This window comes from Massilia sp. CCM 8734, assembly GCF_011682155.1.
Taxonomy (GTDB): Bacteria; Pseudomonadota; Gammaproteobacteria; order Burkholderiales; family Burkholderiaceae_D; genus Telluria_A; species Telluria_A rubra.
Genome location: NZ_WHJI01000002.1, coordinates 150,430 through 168,987, shown reverse-complemented (window position 1 = coordinate 168,987; position 18,558 = coordinate 150,430). Strand labels below are relative to the sequence as shown.

Annotated in this window: 11 protein-coding genes; 7 read left to right on the top strand and 4 right to left on the bottom strand. The window is 64.4% G+C overall.

The annotated features are described in order from the left end of the window. Window positions 1-6 precede the first annotated feature (6 nt). Window positions 7-663 carry a TetR/AcrR family transcriptional regulator gene (locus F2P46_RS02905; protein WP_229508996.1) on the bottom strand — a complete coding sequence of 219 codons (657 nt, stop codon included), beginning with the start codon at window positions 661-663 and terminating at the stop codon, window positions 7-9. A gap of 135 nt (window positions 664-798) precedes the next feature. Between F2P46_RS02905 and F2P46_RS02900 the strand changes: the two genes are divergently transcribed. Both F2P46_RS02900 and dcd read left to right on the top strand, forming a co-directional pair. After that, window positions 799-1,827, top strand: a complete 1,029-nt coding sequence (locus F2P46_RS02900) for an SDR family oxidoreductase (protein ID WP_166885048.1) — start codon at window positions 799-801, stop codon at window positions 1,825-1,827. Between the two features lie 100 nt (window positions 1,828-1,927). Then, window positions 1,928-2,497 (top strand): dCTP deaminase, encoded by a 570-nt coding sequence (gene dcd, locus F2P46_RS02895; protein WP_166885046.1) that lies wholly within the window; start codon window positions 1,928-1,930, stop codon window positions 2,495-2,497. A 94-nt stretch (window positions 2,498-2,591) separates the two neighbouring features. On the opposite strand, the gene F2P46_RS02890 is transcribed toward dcd, so the two are convergent. From F2P46_RS02890 to F2P46_RS02880, 3 genes are all read right to left on the bottom strand, one after another. Then, on the bottom strand, window positions 2,592-4,844 hold the full coding sequence (locus tag F2P46_RS02890; RefSeq protein ID WP_166885044.1) for an arginine/lysine/ornithine decarboxylase: 2,253 nt from the start codon (window positions 4,842-4,844) through the stop codon (window positions 2,592-2,594). Between the two features lie 191 nt (window positions 4,845-5,035). Further along, entirely contained in the window at window positions 5,036-5,650 is a 615-nt protein-coding gene (locus F2P46_RS02885; RefSeq protein ID WP_166885042.1) for a DUF4337 domain-containing protein, read from the bottom strand. Window positions 5,651-5,654: 4 nt separating this feature from the next. Next, window positions 5,655-6,143, bottom strand: coding sequence for a dihydrofolate reductase (locus F2P46_RS02880; RefSeq protein WP_166885040.1), 489 nt, complete (start codon window positions 6,141-6,143; stop codon window positions 5,655-5,657). A 368-nt stretch (window positions 6,144-6,511) separates the two neighbouring features. Between F2P46_RS02880 and carA (F2P46_RS02875) the strand changes: the two genes are divergently transcribed. The 5 genes from carA (F2P46_RS02875) to carB (F2P46_RS02855) all read left to right on the top strand — a co-directional run bounded on the left by carA (F2P46_RS02875) (window position 6,512) and on the right by carB (F2P46_RS02855) (window position 18,496). Continuing rightward, the gene (gene carA / locus F2P46_RS02875) at window positions 6,512-7,669 is read left to right on the top strand and encodes a glutamine-hydrolyzing carbamoyl-phosphate synthase small subunit (protein WP_166885038.1); all 1,158 of its coding nucleotides are present in this window, start codon (window positions 6,512-6,514) and stop codon (window positions 7,667-7,669) included. Further along, window positions 7,662-11,516, top strand: a complete 3,855-nt coding sequence (gene carB, locus F2P46_RS02870) for a carbamoyl-phosphate synthase large subunit (RefSeq protein WP_166885036.1) — start codon at window positions 7,662-7,664, stop codon at window positions 11,514-11,516. The genes carA (F2P46_RS02875) and carB (F2P46_RS02870) overlap by 8 nt, the downstream gene beginning before the upstream one ends. A 3-nt stretch (window positions 11,517-11,519) precedes the next feature. Next, window positions 11,520-13,262: a methyl-accepting chemotaxis protein gene (locus F2P46_RS38185; RefSeq protein WP_166885034.1), complete on the top strand. Its 1,743-nt coding sequence runs from the start codon at window positions 11,520-11,522 to the stop codon at window positions 13,260-13,262. A gap of 262 nt (window positions 13,263-13,524) precedes the next feature. Beyond that, the gene (gene carA, locus F2P46_RS02860) at window positions 13,525-14,679 is read left to right on the top strand and encodes a glutamine-hydrolyzing carbamoyl-phosphate synthase small subunit (RefSeq protein ID WP_166885032.1); all 1,155 of its coding nucleotides are present in this window, start codon (window positions 13,525-13,527) and stop codon (window positions 14,677-14,679) included. Next, window positions 14,672-18,496, top strand: coding sequence for a carbamoyl-phosphate synthase large subunit (gene carB, locus F2P46_RS02855; RefSeq protein WP_166885030.1), 3,825 nt, complete (start codon window positions 14,672-14,674; stop codon window positions 18,494-18,496). Before carA (F2P46_RS02860) ends, carB (F2P46_RS02855) begins: the two co-directional genes overlap by 8 nt. The last annotated feature ends 62 nt before the right edge of the window (window positions 18,497-18,558 follow it).

Sequence of the window (18,558 nt, the reverse complement as noted above, 5' to 3'; positions counted from 1 at the left end):
ACCGCATCAGCCGCGCGGATAGGGTGGAATCGGTACGGCCTGCTCCGCGTCGGCCCCGGGCGCTGTATCCGGCAAGCCGGCGCTGGCGATCAGTCCACGCAGAAACACCAGGATCAAGCGTCCCGACGGATCGGGCCGTCCCCCCACTCTTTGCAGCGCCAGGCCATGCGTCAGCGCCATGAAGGCCCCCGCGAGCTCCTCCGGTTCGGCTGGCGGCGTGCGTCCGAGCACGGCGAATAATCTGCCGACCACGCGGCCAAGCCCGGCCCGGTGCGCATCCCACACCGTCTGGTACTCAAGCGCGAACGTCGGGCTGCGATTGGCGTGCAGCTGCAGTTCGATCGACAGCATGCACCATTCGGCATCGTTGTTGAGCGTGGCAGCCCAAGACTCCAGCTCGCTCAAAATCTGTTCCGGCGCACGTCCGTCACTGTCGATGACTTTGGACAGTTGCGCGGCTTCGGCCTCCATATGCCCCCGCAGCAACTCCAAAAGAACCTCCTCCTTGCTGGCAAAGTTCGAGTAGAAGGCTCCCTGCGAATACCCCGCCCCGTCGGCGATATCGCGGATCGACGTGCCTCCATAGCCGGTCGTGACAAACAGCTGGCGCGCGGTGTCGATCATGCGCGCGCGCGTCTGGGCCTGGCTTTCCTCGCGGGACAAGCGCTTTCGTGGTGTGGTTGGACTCATACCCATAAAGATATCATATGAACTCTGGATACGGTCTGAAATATTGCTTGACATGCCTGGATGCCTCGCGCACACTAAATATCACTTGAACTTTGAAACTCATCTGATATGAACGCAAACATCCAACTGAGGTCCGCCTTCGTCACCGGTGCGACTGGCCTGCTCGGCAACAACCTGGTGCGCGAGCTGATCGGGCGCGGCGTTTCCGTCAAGGCGCTGGTTCGCTCTCTGGAGAAGGGCCGGCGACAATTCGGGGAACTGGAAGGCATCGAACTGGTGGTGGGCGACATGGCGGACGTGTCCGCCTTCGCCGACAAGCTACGAGGATGCGATGTCGTGTTTCACACGGCGGCCTTCTTCCGGGACAACTACAAGGGCGGCAGCCACTGGCAGGAACTCAAGCGCATCAATGTCGACGGGACCCGCTCGCTCATCGAACACGCTTACGACGGCGGCGCCCGGCGTTTTGTCCAAACCTCATCGATTGCCGTGCTCAATGGCGAACCGGGCGCGCCCATCGACGAATCCTGCTTGCGCGAGCTGGACGATGCGGACGACTACTACCGCAGCAAGATATTGGCCGATCAAGCCGTGCTGCACTTTCTGGAAAGCCACCCTGAGATGCATGCCAGCCTGGTTCTGCCCGGGTGGATGTGGGGACCGGCGGACATCGGTCCCACCTCGTCGGGACAATTTGTCAACGATGTGGTGCTCGGCAAATTGCCGGGGCTGGTGCCAGGCAGTTTTTCCGTGGTCGACGCGCGCGACGTGGCGCAGGCGCACATCGCGGCGGCGCTGCACGGGCAACGCGGCGGACGCTACCTGGCGGCGGGCCGCCACATGACAATGCGGCAACTGGTGCCTATGCTGGGCAAGATCGCCGGCGTCAAGACGCCGGCGCGCGATCTGCCTTTACCCCTCTTGTACGCCTTGGCGGCGGTGCAGGAACTCTACGCGCGCATCACCGGCAAGCCTGTTCTGCTCAGCCTGGCCACGGTGCGCCTGATGGTCAAGGAAGCCGGACGCAGCCACTTCAACCACGCCAAGAGCGAGCGCGAACTCGCACTGAAGTTCAGGCCGCTTGAACAAACCATGGCGGATACCGTCGGGTGGTATCGCAGCCATGGCTGGTTTTGACGCAACGTTTCCCGCGCGGCGGCCCGCCGACTGTCGCTGGCAGGGACTTTTCGCGTAAAATCGCGGGAAAATCCCTATTCTCTCTTCTGGAACGACACGTATGAGCATTAAATCCGATAAATGGATCCGCAAGATGGCGGCCAAAACGGGCATGATCGAGCCTTTCGAACCGGGCCAGGTCAAGGAGCGCGATGGTCAGAGAATCGTTTCATACGGTACCTCGAGCTACGGCTACGATATCCGCTGCGCCGACGAATTCAAGCTGTTCACCAATATTAATACCACCATCGTCGACCCGAAGAATTTTGACGAAAACAATTTCGTCGATGTGTCGGGCAAGGGCTTCTGCATCATTCCGCCCAATTCCTTCGCGCTGGCGCGCACCGTGGAATACTTCCGCATTCCGCGCAATGTGCTGACCATTTGCCTGGGCAAGTCGACCTACGCGCGCTGCGGCATCATCGTCAACGTGACCCCGTTCGAGCCGGAATGGGAAGGGTTCGTGACGCTGGAGTTTTCCAACACCACGCCGCTGCCGGCCAAGATCTACGCCAACGAAGGCGTGGCGCAGGTGCTGTTCTTCGAATCGGACGAAGTGTGCGACGTGTCGTACAAGGATCGCGGCGGCAAGTACCAGGGCCAGGTCGGGGTGACCTTGCCGAAGGCCTGAGCATCGCCCTCGCGTCCGCGCGCATGAAAAAAGGAACCCGAGGGTTCCTTTTTTGTTGTGCCCGGGAGGCGCTGGCGCCTCCCGGCGGTGCCGCTTACTGGCGCACGCAGTCCACGAAGTAGCCGCGCTTGCCGTCCACTTCGCGCTTGACCAGGCCGTGCACGTCGGTCTCGAAGCCGGGGAAGCGCTCGTTAAAGTCGCGTGCGAAGCGCAGGTAGTCGACGATGGTCTTGTTGAAGCGCTCGCCCGGGATCAAGAGCGGAATGCCCGGCGGGTAAGGCGTGAGCAGAATCGCCGTGATGCGGCCTTCCAGCTCCTCGATCGCCACGCGGTCGATTTCGCGGTGCGCCATCTTGGCAAAGGCGTCGGACGGCTTCATTGCCGGGATCATGTCCGACAAATACATCTCGGTGGTCAGGCGCGCCACGTCGTAGGTCTTGTAGAAGTCGTGGATCTGCTGGCACAGGTCGCGCAGGCCCATCGCTTCGTAGCGCGGGTTGGCCGCCGCAAACTCCGGCAGGATGCGCCACATCGGCTGGTTCTTGTCGTAGTCGTCCTTGAACTGCTGCAGCGCCGTGACCAGGGTGTTCCAGCGGCCCTTGGTGATCCCGATCGTAAACATGATGAAGAACGAGTACAGCCCGCACTTCTCGATGATCACGCCGTGTTCGGCCAGGTACTTGGTGACGATCGAGGCCGGAATGCCGGACTCGCCGAACACGCCGTCGAGCGACAGGCCGGGGGTGACCACGGTGGCCTTGATCGGGTCGAGCATGTTGAAGCCGGGGGCGAGGTTGCCGAAACCGTGCCAGTCGTCCTCGGCGCGGATCATCCAGTCGTCCTGGGTGCCGATGCCTTCTTCCGAGAAGGTGTCCGGACCCCACACCTGGAACCACCAGTCGTTGCCGAATTCGGCGTCGACTTTTTTCATGGCGCGGCGGAAGTCGAGCGCTTCGAAAATCGACTCTTCCACCAGCGCGGTGCCGCCCGGCGCTTCCATCATGGCTGCGGCCACGTCGCACGAGGCGATGATCGAATACTGCGGCGAGGTCGAGGTGTGCATCAGGTAGGCTTCGTTGAAGGCATCCTGGTCCAGCTTGACCGTCTCCGACTCGCGCACCAGCACTTGCGAGGCCTGCGACAGACCGGCGAGCAGCTTGTGGGTCGACTGGGTCGAGAAGATCATCGATTCCTTGGCGCGCGGACGGTCCTTGCCGATCGCGTGCATGTTCTTGTAGAAGTCGTGGAAGGTCGCATGCGGCAGCCACGCTTCATCGAAGTGCAGGGTGTCGATCTTACCGTCCAACATTTCGCGCAGCGTTTCGACGTTGTACACCACGCCGTCGTAGGTCGACTGGGTAATGGTCAGGATGCGCGGCTTCTTGTTGACGGCCTGGCGTGCGAACGGATTGGCTTCGATCTTGCGGGCGATCGATTCGGGCGTGAATTCTTCGAGCGGAATCGGGCCGATGATGCCGAGGTGGTTCCGGGTCGGCATCAGGAACACGGGAATCGCGCCGCACATGATGATCGAATGCAGGATCGACTTGTGGCAGTTGCGGTCCACCACGACGATGTCGCCCGGTGCGACGGTCGAGTGCCACACCATCTTGTTCGAGGTCGAGGTGCCGTTGGTGACAAAGTAGCAGTGGTCGGCGTTGAAGATGCGCGCCGCGTTGCGTTCGGACTTGGCGACCGGGCCGGTGTGGTCGAGCAGCTGGCCGAGTTCTTCGACGGCGTTGCAGACGTCGGCGCGCAGCATGTTCTCGCCAAAGAACTGGTGGAACATCTGGCCGATCGGCGACTTCAGGAAGGCCACGCCGCCCGAGTGGCCGGGGCAGTGCCAGGAGTACGAACCGTCGTTGGCGTAGTTGACCAGCGCGCGGAAGAACGGCGGCGCCAGGCCGTCGAGGTAGGACTTGGCTTCGCGGATGATGTGGCGCGCCACGAATTCGGGCGTGTCTTCGAACATGTGGATGAAGCCGTGCAGTTCGCGCAGGATGTCGTTCGGGATGTGGCGCGAGGTGCGCGTTTCGCCGTAGATGTAGATCGGGATGTCCGAGTTCTTGTGGCGGATTTCCTTCACAAACGCGCGCAGCGCGATCAGGGCCGAATCGGTGTCTTCGATCGAGCCGGTGCCGAATTCCTCGTCATCGATCGACAGCACAAAGGCCGAGGCGCGCGACTGCTGCTGGGCGAACTGCGACAGGTCGCCGTAGCTGGTCACGCCAAGCACCTCCATGCCCTCTTTTTCCATCGCCTCGGCGAGCGCGCGGATACCGAGCCCGGAGGTGTTCTCGGAACGAAAATCCTCGTCGATAATGACGATTGGGAAACGAAATTTCATGGACAGCTCCAAAGCGAAGCGCCGTGAGGATGTCCACGCCTGTGCGGGACGCCTCTCACGGCACCGGTCAAAAAAAGAAGAAGCGGATTTTCGCAGAAATGGCGGCAATCCGGTGAAAAACTTTTGCTAGATTAACTACAAGCGGGCCGTAGTGTCGCACACTATGCCCGCCACCGTGAAAGCGTACCGGATCAGTGGTGCGCGAGCGCGCCCGCGCCCATCAGCGCGCCGATCGGATCGACGTGCAGCCAGGCGAACACGCCGAGCAAAATGCCGACCGCGGCGACCGCGTAGGCGCCGATCATCAGCCATTTTTTACGCGTCAGCAGGGTGATCGCCGCCAGCGATATGGCGATCTGTTCGGCCGTGGTGGCCAGCGCCCACTGGTGATGCTGGTGCATCTTGGTGTCGGACTGGTGGTTCCAGTCGTCGGCCTTGGCGTCGAGCGCTTCGGCTTCCTTGCGGATGTCGTCTTTCTCCGCCTTGTAGCGCAGCACGTCGGCCTTGTATTTTTCCGGCTCGACCCCGGGCAGCACCATCGCCAGTTCGGCCAGGTTCTGCTTGTTCGACTTGGCCTGGTAGTAGTTCCAGCTGTTGGCGGCCTTGGTCTTTTCGATGGCGGCGTTGTTCTTGTACAGGGCCGCGTCGTTCTGGGTGGCGCCGCCCTGGTAGCCGAACATGGCGCCGACCGTGGCCAGCACCGCCGTCATGACGGCGATATTGTTCGAAAATGGATCGTTGTTGTGGGCCGCGTGTTCGACCGCATGGTCATGCGGTCCATGTACGTGAAAACCGTGTCCTGACATGTATTCAGCTCGCTTTTTTGGTGTAGGTGACGAAGGCGTAGTCGAAGCCGTTGGCATCGGAGTGGTGCGCCTCGCGCGCGCTCTCGGACCATGCGGGGGCATCGAGCGGCGGGAAAAACGCGTCGCAGGCGAAGGTGTGCGCGATCTCGGTGACGATCACGCACTGCGCCAGCGCCAGGGTTTGCGCGTAAATCTGCGCGCCGCCGATCACAAAGGCCGGCGCCCCGCCCGCCAGCGCAATCGCATGCGGCACCGACAGGGCGCGTTCGACGCCGTCGCGCTGCCAGTCCACATCGGTGGTGACGACGATGTTGCGGCGGTTCGGCAGCGGACGCCCGATCGAGTCGAACGTCTTGCGACCCATGATGATGGGGTGGCCCGTGGTCAGGCGCTTGAAGTGCGCCAGGTCTTCCGGCAGGCGCCAGGGCAGGGTGTTGTCAATGCCGATGCCGCGCATGGCATCCATGGCGACGATGAGAGTCAGTGTGCTCATAAAGCCTTAGTGTTTCGAAACAAATCGGAAGGTCGCCATTATGGTCCAAATCGGCGGCTTCGCAAGATGCCGATCCCCACTACAGTGTGTCAGGATTGTGAATTTTTTGTTTTGGATGGAACCAAATGTCACACATTCTCATCATTGTGTTGCCTGTATATCCTTAATTCCAAAGGGGAAATTGACTAAGTAAAAACTAAGTGTTGGGATAAAACGTCAAATCATAATTTCTGCGTGGCAACTTCGTCGTTTGCTGTATCGTCTTTCAACGCCCGCAGTAACGCACGTGGAATGAGCAGGTTTTCTTATCGATATGAAAAGAAACCTCACCAGAGCCGGCCGAGCTTGCCCTACGTCTTGGAGACCCGATGAAGCACCCACTCAGTAACAGCAGCAGCGCAGGTCCGCGCGCCACCCTGGCCTTGGCGGACGGCACGCTGTTCGAAGGCCGCGCCATCGGCGCCGCCGGCCAGGCCAGCGGCGAAGTTGTGTTCAACACCGCCATGACCGGCTATCAGGAAGTGCTGACCGATCCGAGCTACACGCGCCAGATCGTCACGCTGACCTATCCGCACATCGGCAACACCGGCATCAACAGCGAAGACGGCGAGTCCGCGCGGGTGCAGGCCGCGGGCCTGGTCATCCGCGACCTGCCTTTGCTGGCGTCGAACTTTCGCTCCACCCAAAGCCTGTCGGATTACCTGGTGCGGCAGGGCGTGGTGGCGATTGCCGATATCGACACCCGCAAGCTTACGCGCCTGCTGCGCGAAAAAGGGGCGCAGAACGGCGCCATCGTCGTCGACGCCGCACCGGGCCAGGCGCTGGCGCTGGCGCGCGCCTTTCCCGGCCTCGATGGCATGGACCTGGCGCGCGTGGTCTCGACAGCGGCGCCTTACGAATGGACTGAAGGCCCGTGGAGGCTCGGCGCCGGTTTCGCGCCGCAACCAGGCCCGCACCTGCACGTGGTGGCCTACGACTACGGCGTGAAAACCAATATCCTGCGCATGCTGGCCGGGCGCGGCTGCCGCGTCACCGTGCTGCCCGCGCAAGCGAGCGCGCAGGACGCGCTGGCGCTGGGGCCGGACGGGATCTTTTTGTCGAACGGCCCGGGTGACCCGCAGGCCTGCGACTACGCCATCGAAGCGGCGCGCACCCTGATCGACAGCGGCACGCCGGTGTTCGGCATCTGCCTCGGTCACCAGATCATGGCGCTGGCCTCGGGCGCGCGCACGGTCAAGATGAAATTCGGCCACCGCGGCGCCAATCATCCGGTTCAGGACCTCGATACTGGAAAGGTTTCTATCACCTCCCAGAACCACGGCTTCGCGGTCGATACCGCCACCTTGCCGGCCAATTGCCGGGTTACCCACGTGTCGCTGTTCGACGGCACCTTACAGGGCTTCGAGCGGCTCGACAAGCCCGCTTTCTGCTTCCAGGGCCACCCCGAAGCTTCCCCGGGTCCGCACGACCTGGCCGTGCTGTTCGACCGTTTTGTCACCCTGATGGAAAGTAGCAAACATGCCTAAGCGCGCAGATATCCGCAGCATCCTGATTATTGGCGCCGGCCCGATCGTGATCGGCCAGGCGTGCGAGTTCGATTATTCCGGCGCCCAGGCCTGCAAGGCGCTGCGCGAGGAGGGCTACAAGGTCATCCTCGTCAACAGCAACCCGGCCACCATCATGACCGACCCCGAGATGGCCGACGTCACCTACATCGAGCCGATCGACTGGGAAGTGCTGGCGCGTATTATCGCCAAAGAGCGTCCCGACGCGATTTTGCCGACCATGGGCGGGCAGACCGCCCTCAATTGCGCGCTCGACCTGCACCGCCACGGCGTGCTGGCCGACTTCGGCGTGGAGCTGATCGGCGCCACGCCCGACGCGATCGACAAGGCCGAGGACCGCGCCAGGTTCAAGGCCGCCATGACCAGCATTGGCCTGGCGTCGGCCCGGTCGGGCGTGGCGCACAGCATGGCCGAAGCCTGGGAAGCGCAAGCGGCGCTCGGTTTTCCGGTCGTGATCCGGCCGTCGTTCACCATGGGCGGCAGCGGCGGCGGCATCGCTTACGACGCCGCCCAGTTCCACACCATCTGCCAGCGCGGGCTGGAACTGTCGCCCACCAAGGAGCTGCTGATCGAAGAGTCCCTGCTCGGGTGGAAAGAGTTCGAGATGGAAGTCGTGCGCGACCGGCTTGACAACTGCATCATCGTCTGCTCGATCGAAAACCTGGACCCGATGGGCGTGCACACGGGCGATTCGATCACGGTGGCGCCGGCGCAGACCCTGACCGACAAGGAATACCAGATCATGCGCAACGCCTCGGTGGCGGTGCTGCGCGAAGTGGGCGTGGACACGGGCGGCTCGAACGTGCAGTTCGCGGTCAACCCGCACGACGGGCGCCTGATCGTCATCGAAATGAATCCGCGCGTCTCGCGTTCGTCGGCGCTGGCCAGCAAGGCCACCGGCTTCCCGATCGCGCGCGTGGCGGCCAAGCTGGCGGTCGGTTTTACGCTCGACGAACTGCGCAACGAAATCACCGGCGGCGCCATGCCATCCTCGTTCGAGCCGTCAATCGACTATGTGGTGACCAAGATCCCGCGCTTCGCCTTCGAAAAATTCCCCGGCGCCGACGAGCACCTGACCACCCAGATGAAGTCGGTCGGCGAAGTCATGGCGATCGGGCGCACCTTTCAGGAATCGTTCCAGAAGGCCCTGCGCGGGCTCGATATCGGCGTCGACGGCGTGCGCCGCGACGGCATGCAGACCGGGCGCGCCGTCATCGAAGAGCAATTGAGCAAACCGGGACCGGACCGCATCTGGTATGTGGGCGAAGCGTTCGCCCAGGGCTTCACCCAGGACGAGGTGCATGCCTGCAGCGCCATCGATCCGTGGTTCCTGGCGCAGATCGGCGACCTGGTCGAGATCGAACTGTGGATCGAACAGCAAACCCTGGCCGCGCTGGACAAGCCGGTCATGTATCGCCTCAAGCAGCAGGGCTTCGGCGACCGCCGCCTGGCCGCGCTGCTGGGCGCGAGCGAGCAGGCGGTGCGCGAGGCGCGCCACGCGCTCGGCGTGCGGCCCGTGTACAAACGGGTCGACACCTGCGCGGCCGAATTTGCGACCAGCACCGCCTACCTGTACTCGACCTACGACGAAGAATGCGAAGCGGCGCCTAGCGCGCGCAGCAAGATGATGGTGCTCGGCGGTGGCCCGAACCGCATCGGCCAGGGCATCGAATTCGACTACTGCTGCGTGCACGCGGCGATGGCCCTGCGCGAAGATGGCTACGAAACCATCATGGTCAACTGCAATCCCGAAACCGTCTCCACCGACTTCGACACCTCCGACCGCCTGTATTTCGAGCCGGTGACCTTGGAAGACGTACTGGAAATCGTCGCCCTCGAACAGCCGGCCGGCGTGATCGTGCAGTACGGCGGCCAGACGCCTTTGCGCCTGGCGCTGGCGCTGGAAGCGGCCGGCGTGCCGGTCATCGGCACCTCGCCCGACATGATCGACGCCGCCGAAGACCGCGAGCGCTTCCAGCAATTCCTGCAAAAGCTGGACCTGCGCCAGCCGCGCAACCGCAGCGCGCGCACCGAAGCTGAAGCGGTGCGCCTGGCCGGCGAGATCGGCTACCCGCTGGTGGTGCGCCCCTCGTATGTGCTGGGCGGACGCGCCATGGAAATCGTGCACGAGCAGGCCGACCTGGAACGCTACATGCGCGAAGCGGTCAAGGTATCGCACGATTCGCCGGTGCTGCTGGACCGTTTTTTGAACGACGCCATCGAGGTCGACGTCGATTGCATCTGCGACGGCGAGCGCACGCTCATCGGCGGCGTGATGGAGCATATCGAGCAGGCCGGCATTCACTCGGGCGACTCGGCCTGTTCGCTGCCGCCGCATTCGCTGAGCGAATCGACGGTGCGTGAAATCAAGCGCCAGACGGCGCTGATGGCCAGGGAGTTGAACGTGGTGGGCCTGATGAACGTGCAGTTCGCGGTCCAGCAGAGCCGGATCGATGGACGCGTGCACGATGTGGTGTACGTACTCGAAGTGAACCCGCGCGCCTCGCGCACCGTGCCGTTCGTGTCCAAGGCCACCGGCCTGCAGCTGGCAAAAATCGCCGCGCGCTGCATGGCCGGGCAGTCCCTGGAAAGCCAGGGCGTGCTCGATGAAGCGGTGGCGCCGTGCTTTTCCGTCAAGGAAGCGGTTTTCCCGTTTGCCAAATTCCCCGGCGTGGACACCATCCTCAGTCCCGAAATGAAATCGACCGGGGAAGTAATGGGCGTTGGCGCTACTTTTGGTGAAGCCTACCTCAAGGCCCAGCTGGGCGCCTCGGTCAAGGTGCCGCGCACCGGCCTGGTGTACCTGCGCGTCAAGCGCGGCGACCAGGCGCGCGCGGTCGCGCTGGCGCGCCAGCTGCTTGGCGCCGGCTTTACCCTGTGCGCCAGCCTGGTGACGGCAAGCGTGATCGAGGCCGCCGGCATGGCGGTCGAGGAGATCGACGAAACCGCCATCCTGGAGCGGCTGGCCGCGCGCCAGGTCGCCATGATGGTCCTGACGGTCGACGAAAAGCGCAGCGCCATCGTGGCATCGCGGCCGCTGCGGGTGGCCGCGCTGGCCGCCGGCACGGTGGTGTGCACCACCATCGCCGGCGCCGAATGCATGTTCGAAGCCACCCTGCACGCCGACAGCTACAGCCTGGCGTCTCTGCAGGAATTGCACGGCAAGCGGGGCGCAGCCATGGAGGCGCCAGCGCCGCATGCGCGCCCCTTGCCCGGCCCCGCCGACCTGGCGGCGGCGTCCATCGTCCTGCCCGAACGGCGCGCTCATTCGCGTGAAAGGACGGCCGGCGGCACGCCGCTCAAGCTGTTCATCCGCCAGCCGTTCACCGAATCGGACGCCGAGCAGCAGCGCCTGATCGGCGACATCATGGCGCTGATCGATGGCGCCAACGGCCTGCCGCATCCATTCGACTACCTCACCGGCACCCGCGCCGAAAGCGCGGACACCTTCAAGAAGTCGTTCGAGCGTGATTATCACCTGCCGTTCACGCCCAAGAACTTCCGCGACCACCGCCTGGGCCTGCTCGACCATGCCGATGCGGTGGTCAACATCCGGGTCGGCATGAGCGAGAGCAGCGCTTTCGAACTCGGTTACCACATCTTCAAAGGACGCTGCACGCCCGTGCTGTTCCTTGTGTGGAAGCACGCGCCGATCAAGACCACCCTGATCCGCGAGCTGCAGGACCTGTGCGACGTCACCTACCTCGAATTCGAGCATGTGGACGAACTGCGCAGGGGCATTCACGCATTTTTCGGCACCATCCGGCGCGGCACGAGCAACGCCACAATGAATAGTCAGAAGGAGTAAAACATGTTCGCCAACTTGAAAATCAGGACACTCGTCATTGGTGTCCTATGCTTCCTCATCGTGCTGATGGTCACCATCGGCGCCATGGGCATCTACAGCGGCCGCCATGCGGTCGGCCTGGTGCGCGACGTTACCGTCGAAGACCAGCGCAACACCACCGTGCAAACGTCCATCCGTCTTGAAATGGAACTCAATCGCAGCCAGATCCTGCAAGCGCTCCAGCATAATCCGGTGCTCTCGTGGGCGCAGCTGCACGACCATCCGCTGACGGTCCACTTCGACCAGATCGACGCGATCGCCGGCCGCACCACCAAGCGCTGGGAAGAATACATCGCCGCCATCAAGACGCCCGAAGAGAAACGCCTGGCCGAGGAGTGGTACGCCAAGAGCGACGGACTGGGCATCGAGAACGTGCGCGCCGCCGCCGCCTTCATCAAGGCCGAAAAGTGGGATGACGCCGAAACGGTCCTGATCAAGAAGATCAACCCGGGCTACCGCATCGGCGACGCCACCCTGGCCACCCTCAAGGAGCTGGCCGCCAAGCGCGTCAAGGCCGACGACGAGATGGTCAACGCCAGCCTGGAGCGCATCGCCTACGGCATGGTCGGCATCCTGCTGCTCGGCGTGGGACTGGGCGTCGCGGTCGGCTGGGCGCTGGTGCGCGCCATCTCGGCGCCGCTGCAGGAAGCCATGCGGATCGCCGTGCGCGTCGCCGACGGCGACCTGACCGGGCAAATTGCCTCGCACGGACGCAATGAAATCGGCGCCTTGCTCGGTGCGATGGACAAGATGAAATCGAACCTGGCGGAGATTGTCCTTGAGGTGCGCAACAGCACCGACACCATTTCGAGCGCCTCGAGCGAAATCGCGGCGGGGAACACCGACCTGTCGGACCGCACCAGCTCCCAGGCCAGTTCGCTCGAGCAGACCGCCGCGTCGATGGAAGAACTCACTTCCACCGTGCGCCAGAACGCCGACAATGCGCGCCAGGCCAATGTGCTTGCCATGTCGGCGTCGGAAGTAGCCACCAAGGGCGGCCTGGTGGTGGCGCAGGTGGTCGAGACCATGGGTTCGATCAACGCCTCGTCCAAAAAGATCGTCGACATCATCGCCGTCATCGACGGCATCGCCTTCCAGACCAACATCCTCGCGCTCAACGCGGCGGTGGAAGCGGCGCGCGCCGGCGAACAGGGACGCGGCTTCGCGGTCGTGGCATCCGAAGTGCGCAACCTGGCGCAGCGTTCGGCCGGCGCCGCCAAGGAAATCAAGCAGTTGATTGGCGACTCGGTCGATAAAGTCGACAGCGGCGCCAAGCTGGTCGACCAGGCCGGCCTGACGATGCAGGAAATCGTCACCAGCATCCACCGGGTCACCGACATCATGGGCGAAATCACCACCGCCAGCGCCGAGCAGACCGCCGGCATCGACCAGATCAACGAAGCGGTCGGGCAGATGGATTCGATCACCCAGCAAAACGTGGCCCTGGTCGAAGAAGCCGCGGCGGCGGCCGGCCTGCTGCAAGAGCAAGCCAGCACGCTCACGCAAGTGGTCAGCGTGTTCAAGCTCGATGGCGCGGCCGCGTCGATGGCCGCGGTGCGCCACGCGCCGCAGCGCAAGCTTGCCGCCGTGACGGCGCGCCCGGACGGCAAGCCGGCGCCTGCCGCGCGCAAGCTGGCGGCGCCCAAGCCCGCGCCGCACAAGCGCGCCGCCGCCACGGTCGCCGCATCGGACTGGGAAGAGTTCTGACGCGCGTGCGCGCACAACGATCGGGCAGGGCGCCGGTAGCGCGCCCGCCCGTTTTGTAACAAACTGTCATTGATCCATATCATTGCCGTTTTCCCGTTCGCTGCTGGCGAACAGGCGGCACATACCAAATGTTGGTTTAAGAAGACAAGCGACAAATCTTCGATGTAAGGCTTTATTTCTTTCAGGTATCGTGTTTTTCGACAGGCAGCGTGGGCTCCCAACCGCCACGCGCCGTGCCGAATGCATCTTACTGGGAGACTGTATGAAGCACCCGCTCAGCGGCTCGGGCACTCGCCCCGGCGCCATTCTCGCACTTGCCGATGGCACGCTATTTCACGGCAGCGCCGTCGGCGCGCCAGGCCGGACCAGCGGCGAAATCGTCTTCAACACCGCCATGACCGGGTACCAGGAAATCCTGACCGACCCCAGTTACGCGCGCCAGATCGTCACCCTGACCTATCCGCACATCGGCAACACCGGCGTCAACCCGCAGGACTGCGAATCGACGCGCGTGCATGCGGCGGGGCTGGTGATCCGCGACCTGGCGCTGCTGGCGTCGAACTTCAGGAGCGGCGCCAGCCTGTCCGATTACCTCGCTGCGCACGGCGTGATCGCGATCGCCGGCATCGACACCCGCAAACTGACACGCCTGCTGCGCGACGGAGGCGCCCAGAACGGCGCCATCGTCAGCGGCGACGACCCGCAGCCGGCGCTGGCACTGGCGCGCGCTTTCGGCGGCCTGGCCGGCGCCGACCTGGCGCGCCTGGTCACCACCCAAACAGTGTACGAGTGGGACCAGACGGTGTGGCGGATGGAAACCGGTTTCGGACGCCGGCAAGGGGCGCACCTGCACGTTGCCGCCTTCGACTTCGGGATCAAGTCGAACATCCTGCGCATGCTCGCCGAGCGCGGATGCAGGATCACCGTGCTGCCCGCGACGACGCCCGCGGCCGAGGTGCTGGCGCTCGCCCCGGACGGGATATTTTTGTCCAACGGCCCGGGCGACCCGGCCGCCTGCGGCTACGCGATCGAGGCGGCGCGCATCCTGATGCAGAGCCGCATTCCGATGTTCGGCATCTGTCTCGGGCACCAGATCATGGCGCTCGCGTGCGGCGCCACGACGGTCAAGATGAAGTTCGGCCATCGCGGCGCCAACCACCCGGTGCAGGATCTGGCCAGCGGCAAGGTGTCGATCACGTCGCAGAACCACGGCTTCACGGTCGACGCCGCGACCTTGCCGGCCAATTGCCGGGTCACCCACGTGTCGCTGTTCGACGGCACCTTGCAGGGTTTCGAGCGCGTCGATACACCAGCCTTTTGCTTCCAGGGCCATCCCGAAGCCTCACCTGGCCCGCACGATACGGCCGGCCTGTTCGACCGGTTCGTGACCAGGATGGAGGATTGCAAACATGCCTAAGCGCGCAGATATCCGTAGCATCTTATTGATCGGCGCCGGTCCGATCGTGATCGGCCAGGCGTGCGAGTTCGATTACGCCGGCGCGCAGGCCTGCAAGGCGCTGCGCGAGGAGGGCTACAAGGTCATCCTCGTCAACAGCAACCCGGCCACCATCATGACCGATCCCGAGATGGCCGACGTCACCTACATCGAGCCGATCGCCTGGGAAGTGGTGGCGCGCATCATTGCCAAGGAGCGTCCCGACGCCTTGTTGCCGACCATGGGCGGGCAGACCGCCCTCAATTGCGCGCTCGACCTGCACCGCCATGGCGTGCTGGCCGAATTCGGCGTGGAGCTGATCGGCGCCACGCTTGACGCGATCGACAAGGCCGAGGACCGCGCCAGGTTCAAGGCCGCCATGACCAGCATCGGCTTGGCGTCGGCCCGTTCGGGCGTGGCGCACAGCATGGCCGAAGCCTGGGAAGCGCAGGCGGCGCTCGGTTTCCCGGTCGTGATCCGGCCATCGTTCACCATGGGCGGCAGCGGCGGCGGCATCGCTTACGACGCCGCCCAGTTCCACACCATCTGCCAGCGCGGGCTGGAGCTGTCGCCCACCAAGGAGCTGCTGATCGAAGAGTCCCTGCTCGGGTGGAAAGAGTTCGAGATGGAAGTCGTGCGCGACCGCGTCGACAACTGCATCATCGTCTGCTCGATCGAAAACCTGGACCCGATGGGCGTGCACACGGGCGACTCGATCACGGTGGCGCCGGCGCAGACCCTGACCGACAAGGAATACCAGATCATGCGCAACGCCTCGGTGGCGGTGCTGCGCGAAGTGGGCGTGGACACGGGCGGCTCGAACGTGCAGTTCGCGGTCAACCCGCACGACGGGCGCCTGATCGTCATCGAAATGAATCCGCGCGTCTCGCGTTCGTCGGCGCTGGCCAGCAAGGCCACCGGGTTCCCGATCGCGCGCGTGGCGGCCAAGCTGGCGGTCGGTTTTACGCTCGACGAACTGCGCAACGAAATCACCGGCGGCGCCATGCCGTCCTCGTTCGAGCCGTCGATCGACTATGTGGTGACCAAGATCCCGCGCTTCGCCTTCGAAAAATTCCCCGGCGCCGACGAGCACCTGACTACCCAGATGAAGTCGGTCGGCGAAGTCATGGCGATCGGGCGCACCTTCCAGGAATCGTTCCAGAAGGCCCTGCGCGGGCTCGATATCGGCGTCGACGGCGTGCGCCGCGACGGTATGCAGACCGGGCGCGCGGTGATCGAGGAAGAGCTGCGCAAACCGGGGCCGGACCGCATCTGGTACGTGGGCGCCGCCTTTGCGCAGGGTCACACGCGCGATGAGGTGCACGCCTGCAGCGCCATCGATCCGTGGTTCCTGGCGCAGATCGGCGACCTGGTCGAGATCGAATTGTGGATCGAGCAGCAAACCCTGGCCGCGCTGGACAAACCGGTCATGGTCCGCCTCAAGCAGCAAGGCTTCGGCGACCGCCGCCTGGCCGCGCTGCTGGGCGAGACCGAGCAGGCGGTGCGCGAGGCGCGCCACGCGCTCGGCGTGCGGCCCGTGTACAAGCGGGTCGATACCTGCGCCGGCGAATTCGCCGCCACCACGGCCTACCTGTATTCGACCTACGACGAACAGTGCGAAGCGGCGCCGAGCGCGCGCCGCAAGATGATGGTGCTCGGCGGTGGCCCAAACCGCATCGGCCAGGGCATCGAATTCGACTACTGCTGCGTGCACGCGGCGATGGCCCTGCGCGAGGATGGCTTCGAAACCATCATGGTCAACTGCAATCCCGAAACCGTTTCCACCGACTTCGATACCTCCGACCGCCTGTATTTCGAACCGGTGACCCTGGAAGACGTGCTGGAGATCGTCGCCATCGAACGGCCCGAAGGCGTGATCGTGCAGTTCGGCGGCCAGACCCCACTCAAGCTCGCCCTGGCGCTGGAGGCGGCCGGGGTACCCATCATCGGCACCGCGCCCGACATGATCGACGCTGCCGAGGACCGCGAGCGCTTCCAGCAGATGCTGCAACAGATCGACCTGCGCCAGCCGCGCAACCGCACCGCCCGCTCGGAGCGGGAAGCGGTGCGCATGGCCGACGACATCGGCTACCCGCTGGTGGTGCGGCCCTCGTATGTATTGGGCGGGCGCGCCATGGAAATCGTGCACGAAGCGGCCGACCTGGAACGCTACATGCGCGAAGCGGTCAAGGTCTCGCACGATTCGCCGGTGCTGCTGGACCGTTTTCTGGATGACGCCATCGAGGTCGATGTCGACTGCGTGGCGGACGGCAGCCGGGTCCTGATCGGCGGCGTGATGGAGCATATCGAGCAGGCCGGCATTCATTCGGGCGACTCGGCCTGTTCGCTGCCGCCGCATTCGCTGAGCGAGGCCACGGTGCTCGAAATCAAGCGCCAGACCGCGCGCATGGCGATGCAACTGAACGTGGTCGGCCTGATGAACGTGCAGTTCGCGGTGCAGCAGTTGCGGGTCGACGCGCGTCTGCTTGACTTCATCTACGTACTTGAAGTCAATCCGCGCGCCTCGCGCACCGTGCCGTTCGTGTCCAAGGCCACCGGCCTGCCGCTGGCCAAGATCGCCGCGCGCTGCATGGCCGGGCAGTCGCTCGACCAGCAGGGCGTGCAAGAAGCACTGGCGCCACGTTTCTGCGTCAAGGAAGCGGTTTTCCCATTCGCCAAATTCCCCGGCGTGGACATCATCCTCAGTCCCGAAATGAAGTCGACCGGCGAAGTGATGGGGGTCGGATCGAGCTTCGGCGAAGGCTTCTTCAAGGCCCAGCTGGCGGCATCGGTGAAGGCGCCCACCGGCGGGCGCGTGTACCTGCGCGTGCGGCGAGGCGACCAGGCGCGCGCGGTGGCGCTGGCACGGCGCCTGGCCGGCGCCGGCTTCACCCTGTGCGCCAGCCTGGTGACGGCGACCGTCATCCGCGCCGCCGAAATCGAGGTCGTCGAGATCGACGACGCGGCGGTGCTGGCCGCGCTGGCGGCGCGCGAACTGGCCATGGTGGTGCTGACGGTGGATGAACGGCGCAGCGCGGTGGTCGCCTCGCAGGCGTTGCGGGTGGCCGCGATGGCCGCCGGCACGGTGGTTTGCACCACCATCGCCGGCGCCGAGAGCATGTTCGAGGCGAGCCTGCATGCGGCCAGCTTCGGCCTGGTGTCGCTGCAAGAGCTGCACCGCGCGCCCGCCCTGGCCGCGCCATCGCCCACAGCGCGGCCAAGCCCCACGCCGGCCGACCTGCTGGCGGCCGCCGCCACCTTGCCCGAGCGGCGTCGCCAGGCGCGCCAGCGCACGGTCGGCGCGCCCGCGCTCAAGTTGTTCATCCGCCAGCCCTTCACCGAATCGGACGCCGCCCAGCAGCATCTGATCGGCCAGGTGCTGCACCTGATCGACAGCGTCAACGGCCTGCCGCACCCGTTCGACTACCTGACTGGCGCCAAGGCCGAAAGCGCCGACACCTTCAAGAAGTCGTTCGAGCGCGATACCGGCCTGCCGTTCACGCCCAAGCACTTTCGCGACCACCGGCTTGGATTGCTCGACCAGGCCGACGCGCTGGTCAACATCCGAGTCGGCATGAGCGAGAGCAGCGCTTTCGAACTCGGTTACCACATTTTCAAAGGACGCCGCACGCCGGTGCTGTTTTTGGTGTGGAAGGAGGCGCCGATCAAGACCACCCTGATCCGCGAACTGCAGGACCTGTGCGACGTCACCTACCTCGAATTCGGGCATGTGGACGAACTGCGGGCCGGCATCCAGGCATTTTTCGCGCGCTTGCCGCCTCCCGCCGCAAGCTGGTAACGCACGCCGGCCGCATGGTGCGGCCGGTGCTTCAACGCTTCCCTTAAGAACAGTAATCCAAG

What these genes read in the sequence shown, in the direction of transcription:
- F2P46_RS02890 (WP_166885044.1), bottom strand. Translation starts at nt 4,844, where the DNA reads ATGAAATTTCGTTTCCCAATCGTCATTATCGACGAGGATTTTCGTTCC.
- carA (WP_166885038.1), top strand. Translation starts at nt 6,512, where the DNA reads ATGAAGCACCCACTCAGTAACAGCAGCAGCGCAGGTCCGCGCGCCACC.
- F2P46_RS02880 (WP_166885040.1), bottom strand. Translation starts at nt 6,143, where the DNA reads ATGAGCACACTGACTCTCATCGTCGCCATGGATGCCATGCGCGGCATC.
- dcd (WP_166885046.1), top strand. Translation starts at nt 1,928, where the DNA reads ATGAGCATTAAATCCGATAAATGGATCCGCAAGATGGCGGCCAAAACG.
- carA (WP_166885032.1), top strand. Translation starts at nt 13,525, where the DNA reads ATGAAGCACCCGCTCAGCGGCTCGGGCACTCGCCCCGGCGCCATTCTC.
- carB (WP_166885030.1), top strand. Translation starts at nt 14,672, where the DNA reads ATGCCTAAGCGCGCAGATATCCGTAGCATCTTATTGATCGGCGCCGGT.
- F2P46_RS02885 (WP_166885042.1), bottom strand. Translation starts at nt 5,650, where the DNA reads ATGTCAGGACACGGTTTTCACGTACATGGACCGCATGACCATGCGGTC.
- carB (WP_166885036.1), top strand. Translation starts at nt 7,662, where the DNA reads ATGCCTAAGCGCGCAGATATCCGCAGCATCCTGATTATTGGCGCCGGC.
- F2P46_RS38185 (WP_166885034.1), top strand. Translation starts at nt 11,520, where the DNA reads ATGTTCGCCAACTTGAAAATCAGGACACTCGTCATTGGTGTCCTATGC.
- F2P46_RS02900 (WP_166885048.1), top strand. Translation starts at nt 799, where the DNA reads ATGAACGCAAACATCCAACTGAGGTCCGCCTTCGTCACCGGTGCGACT.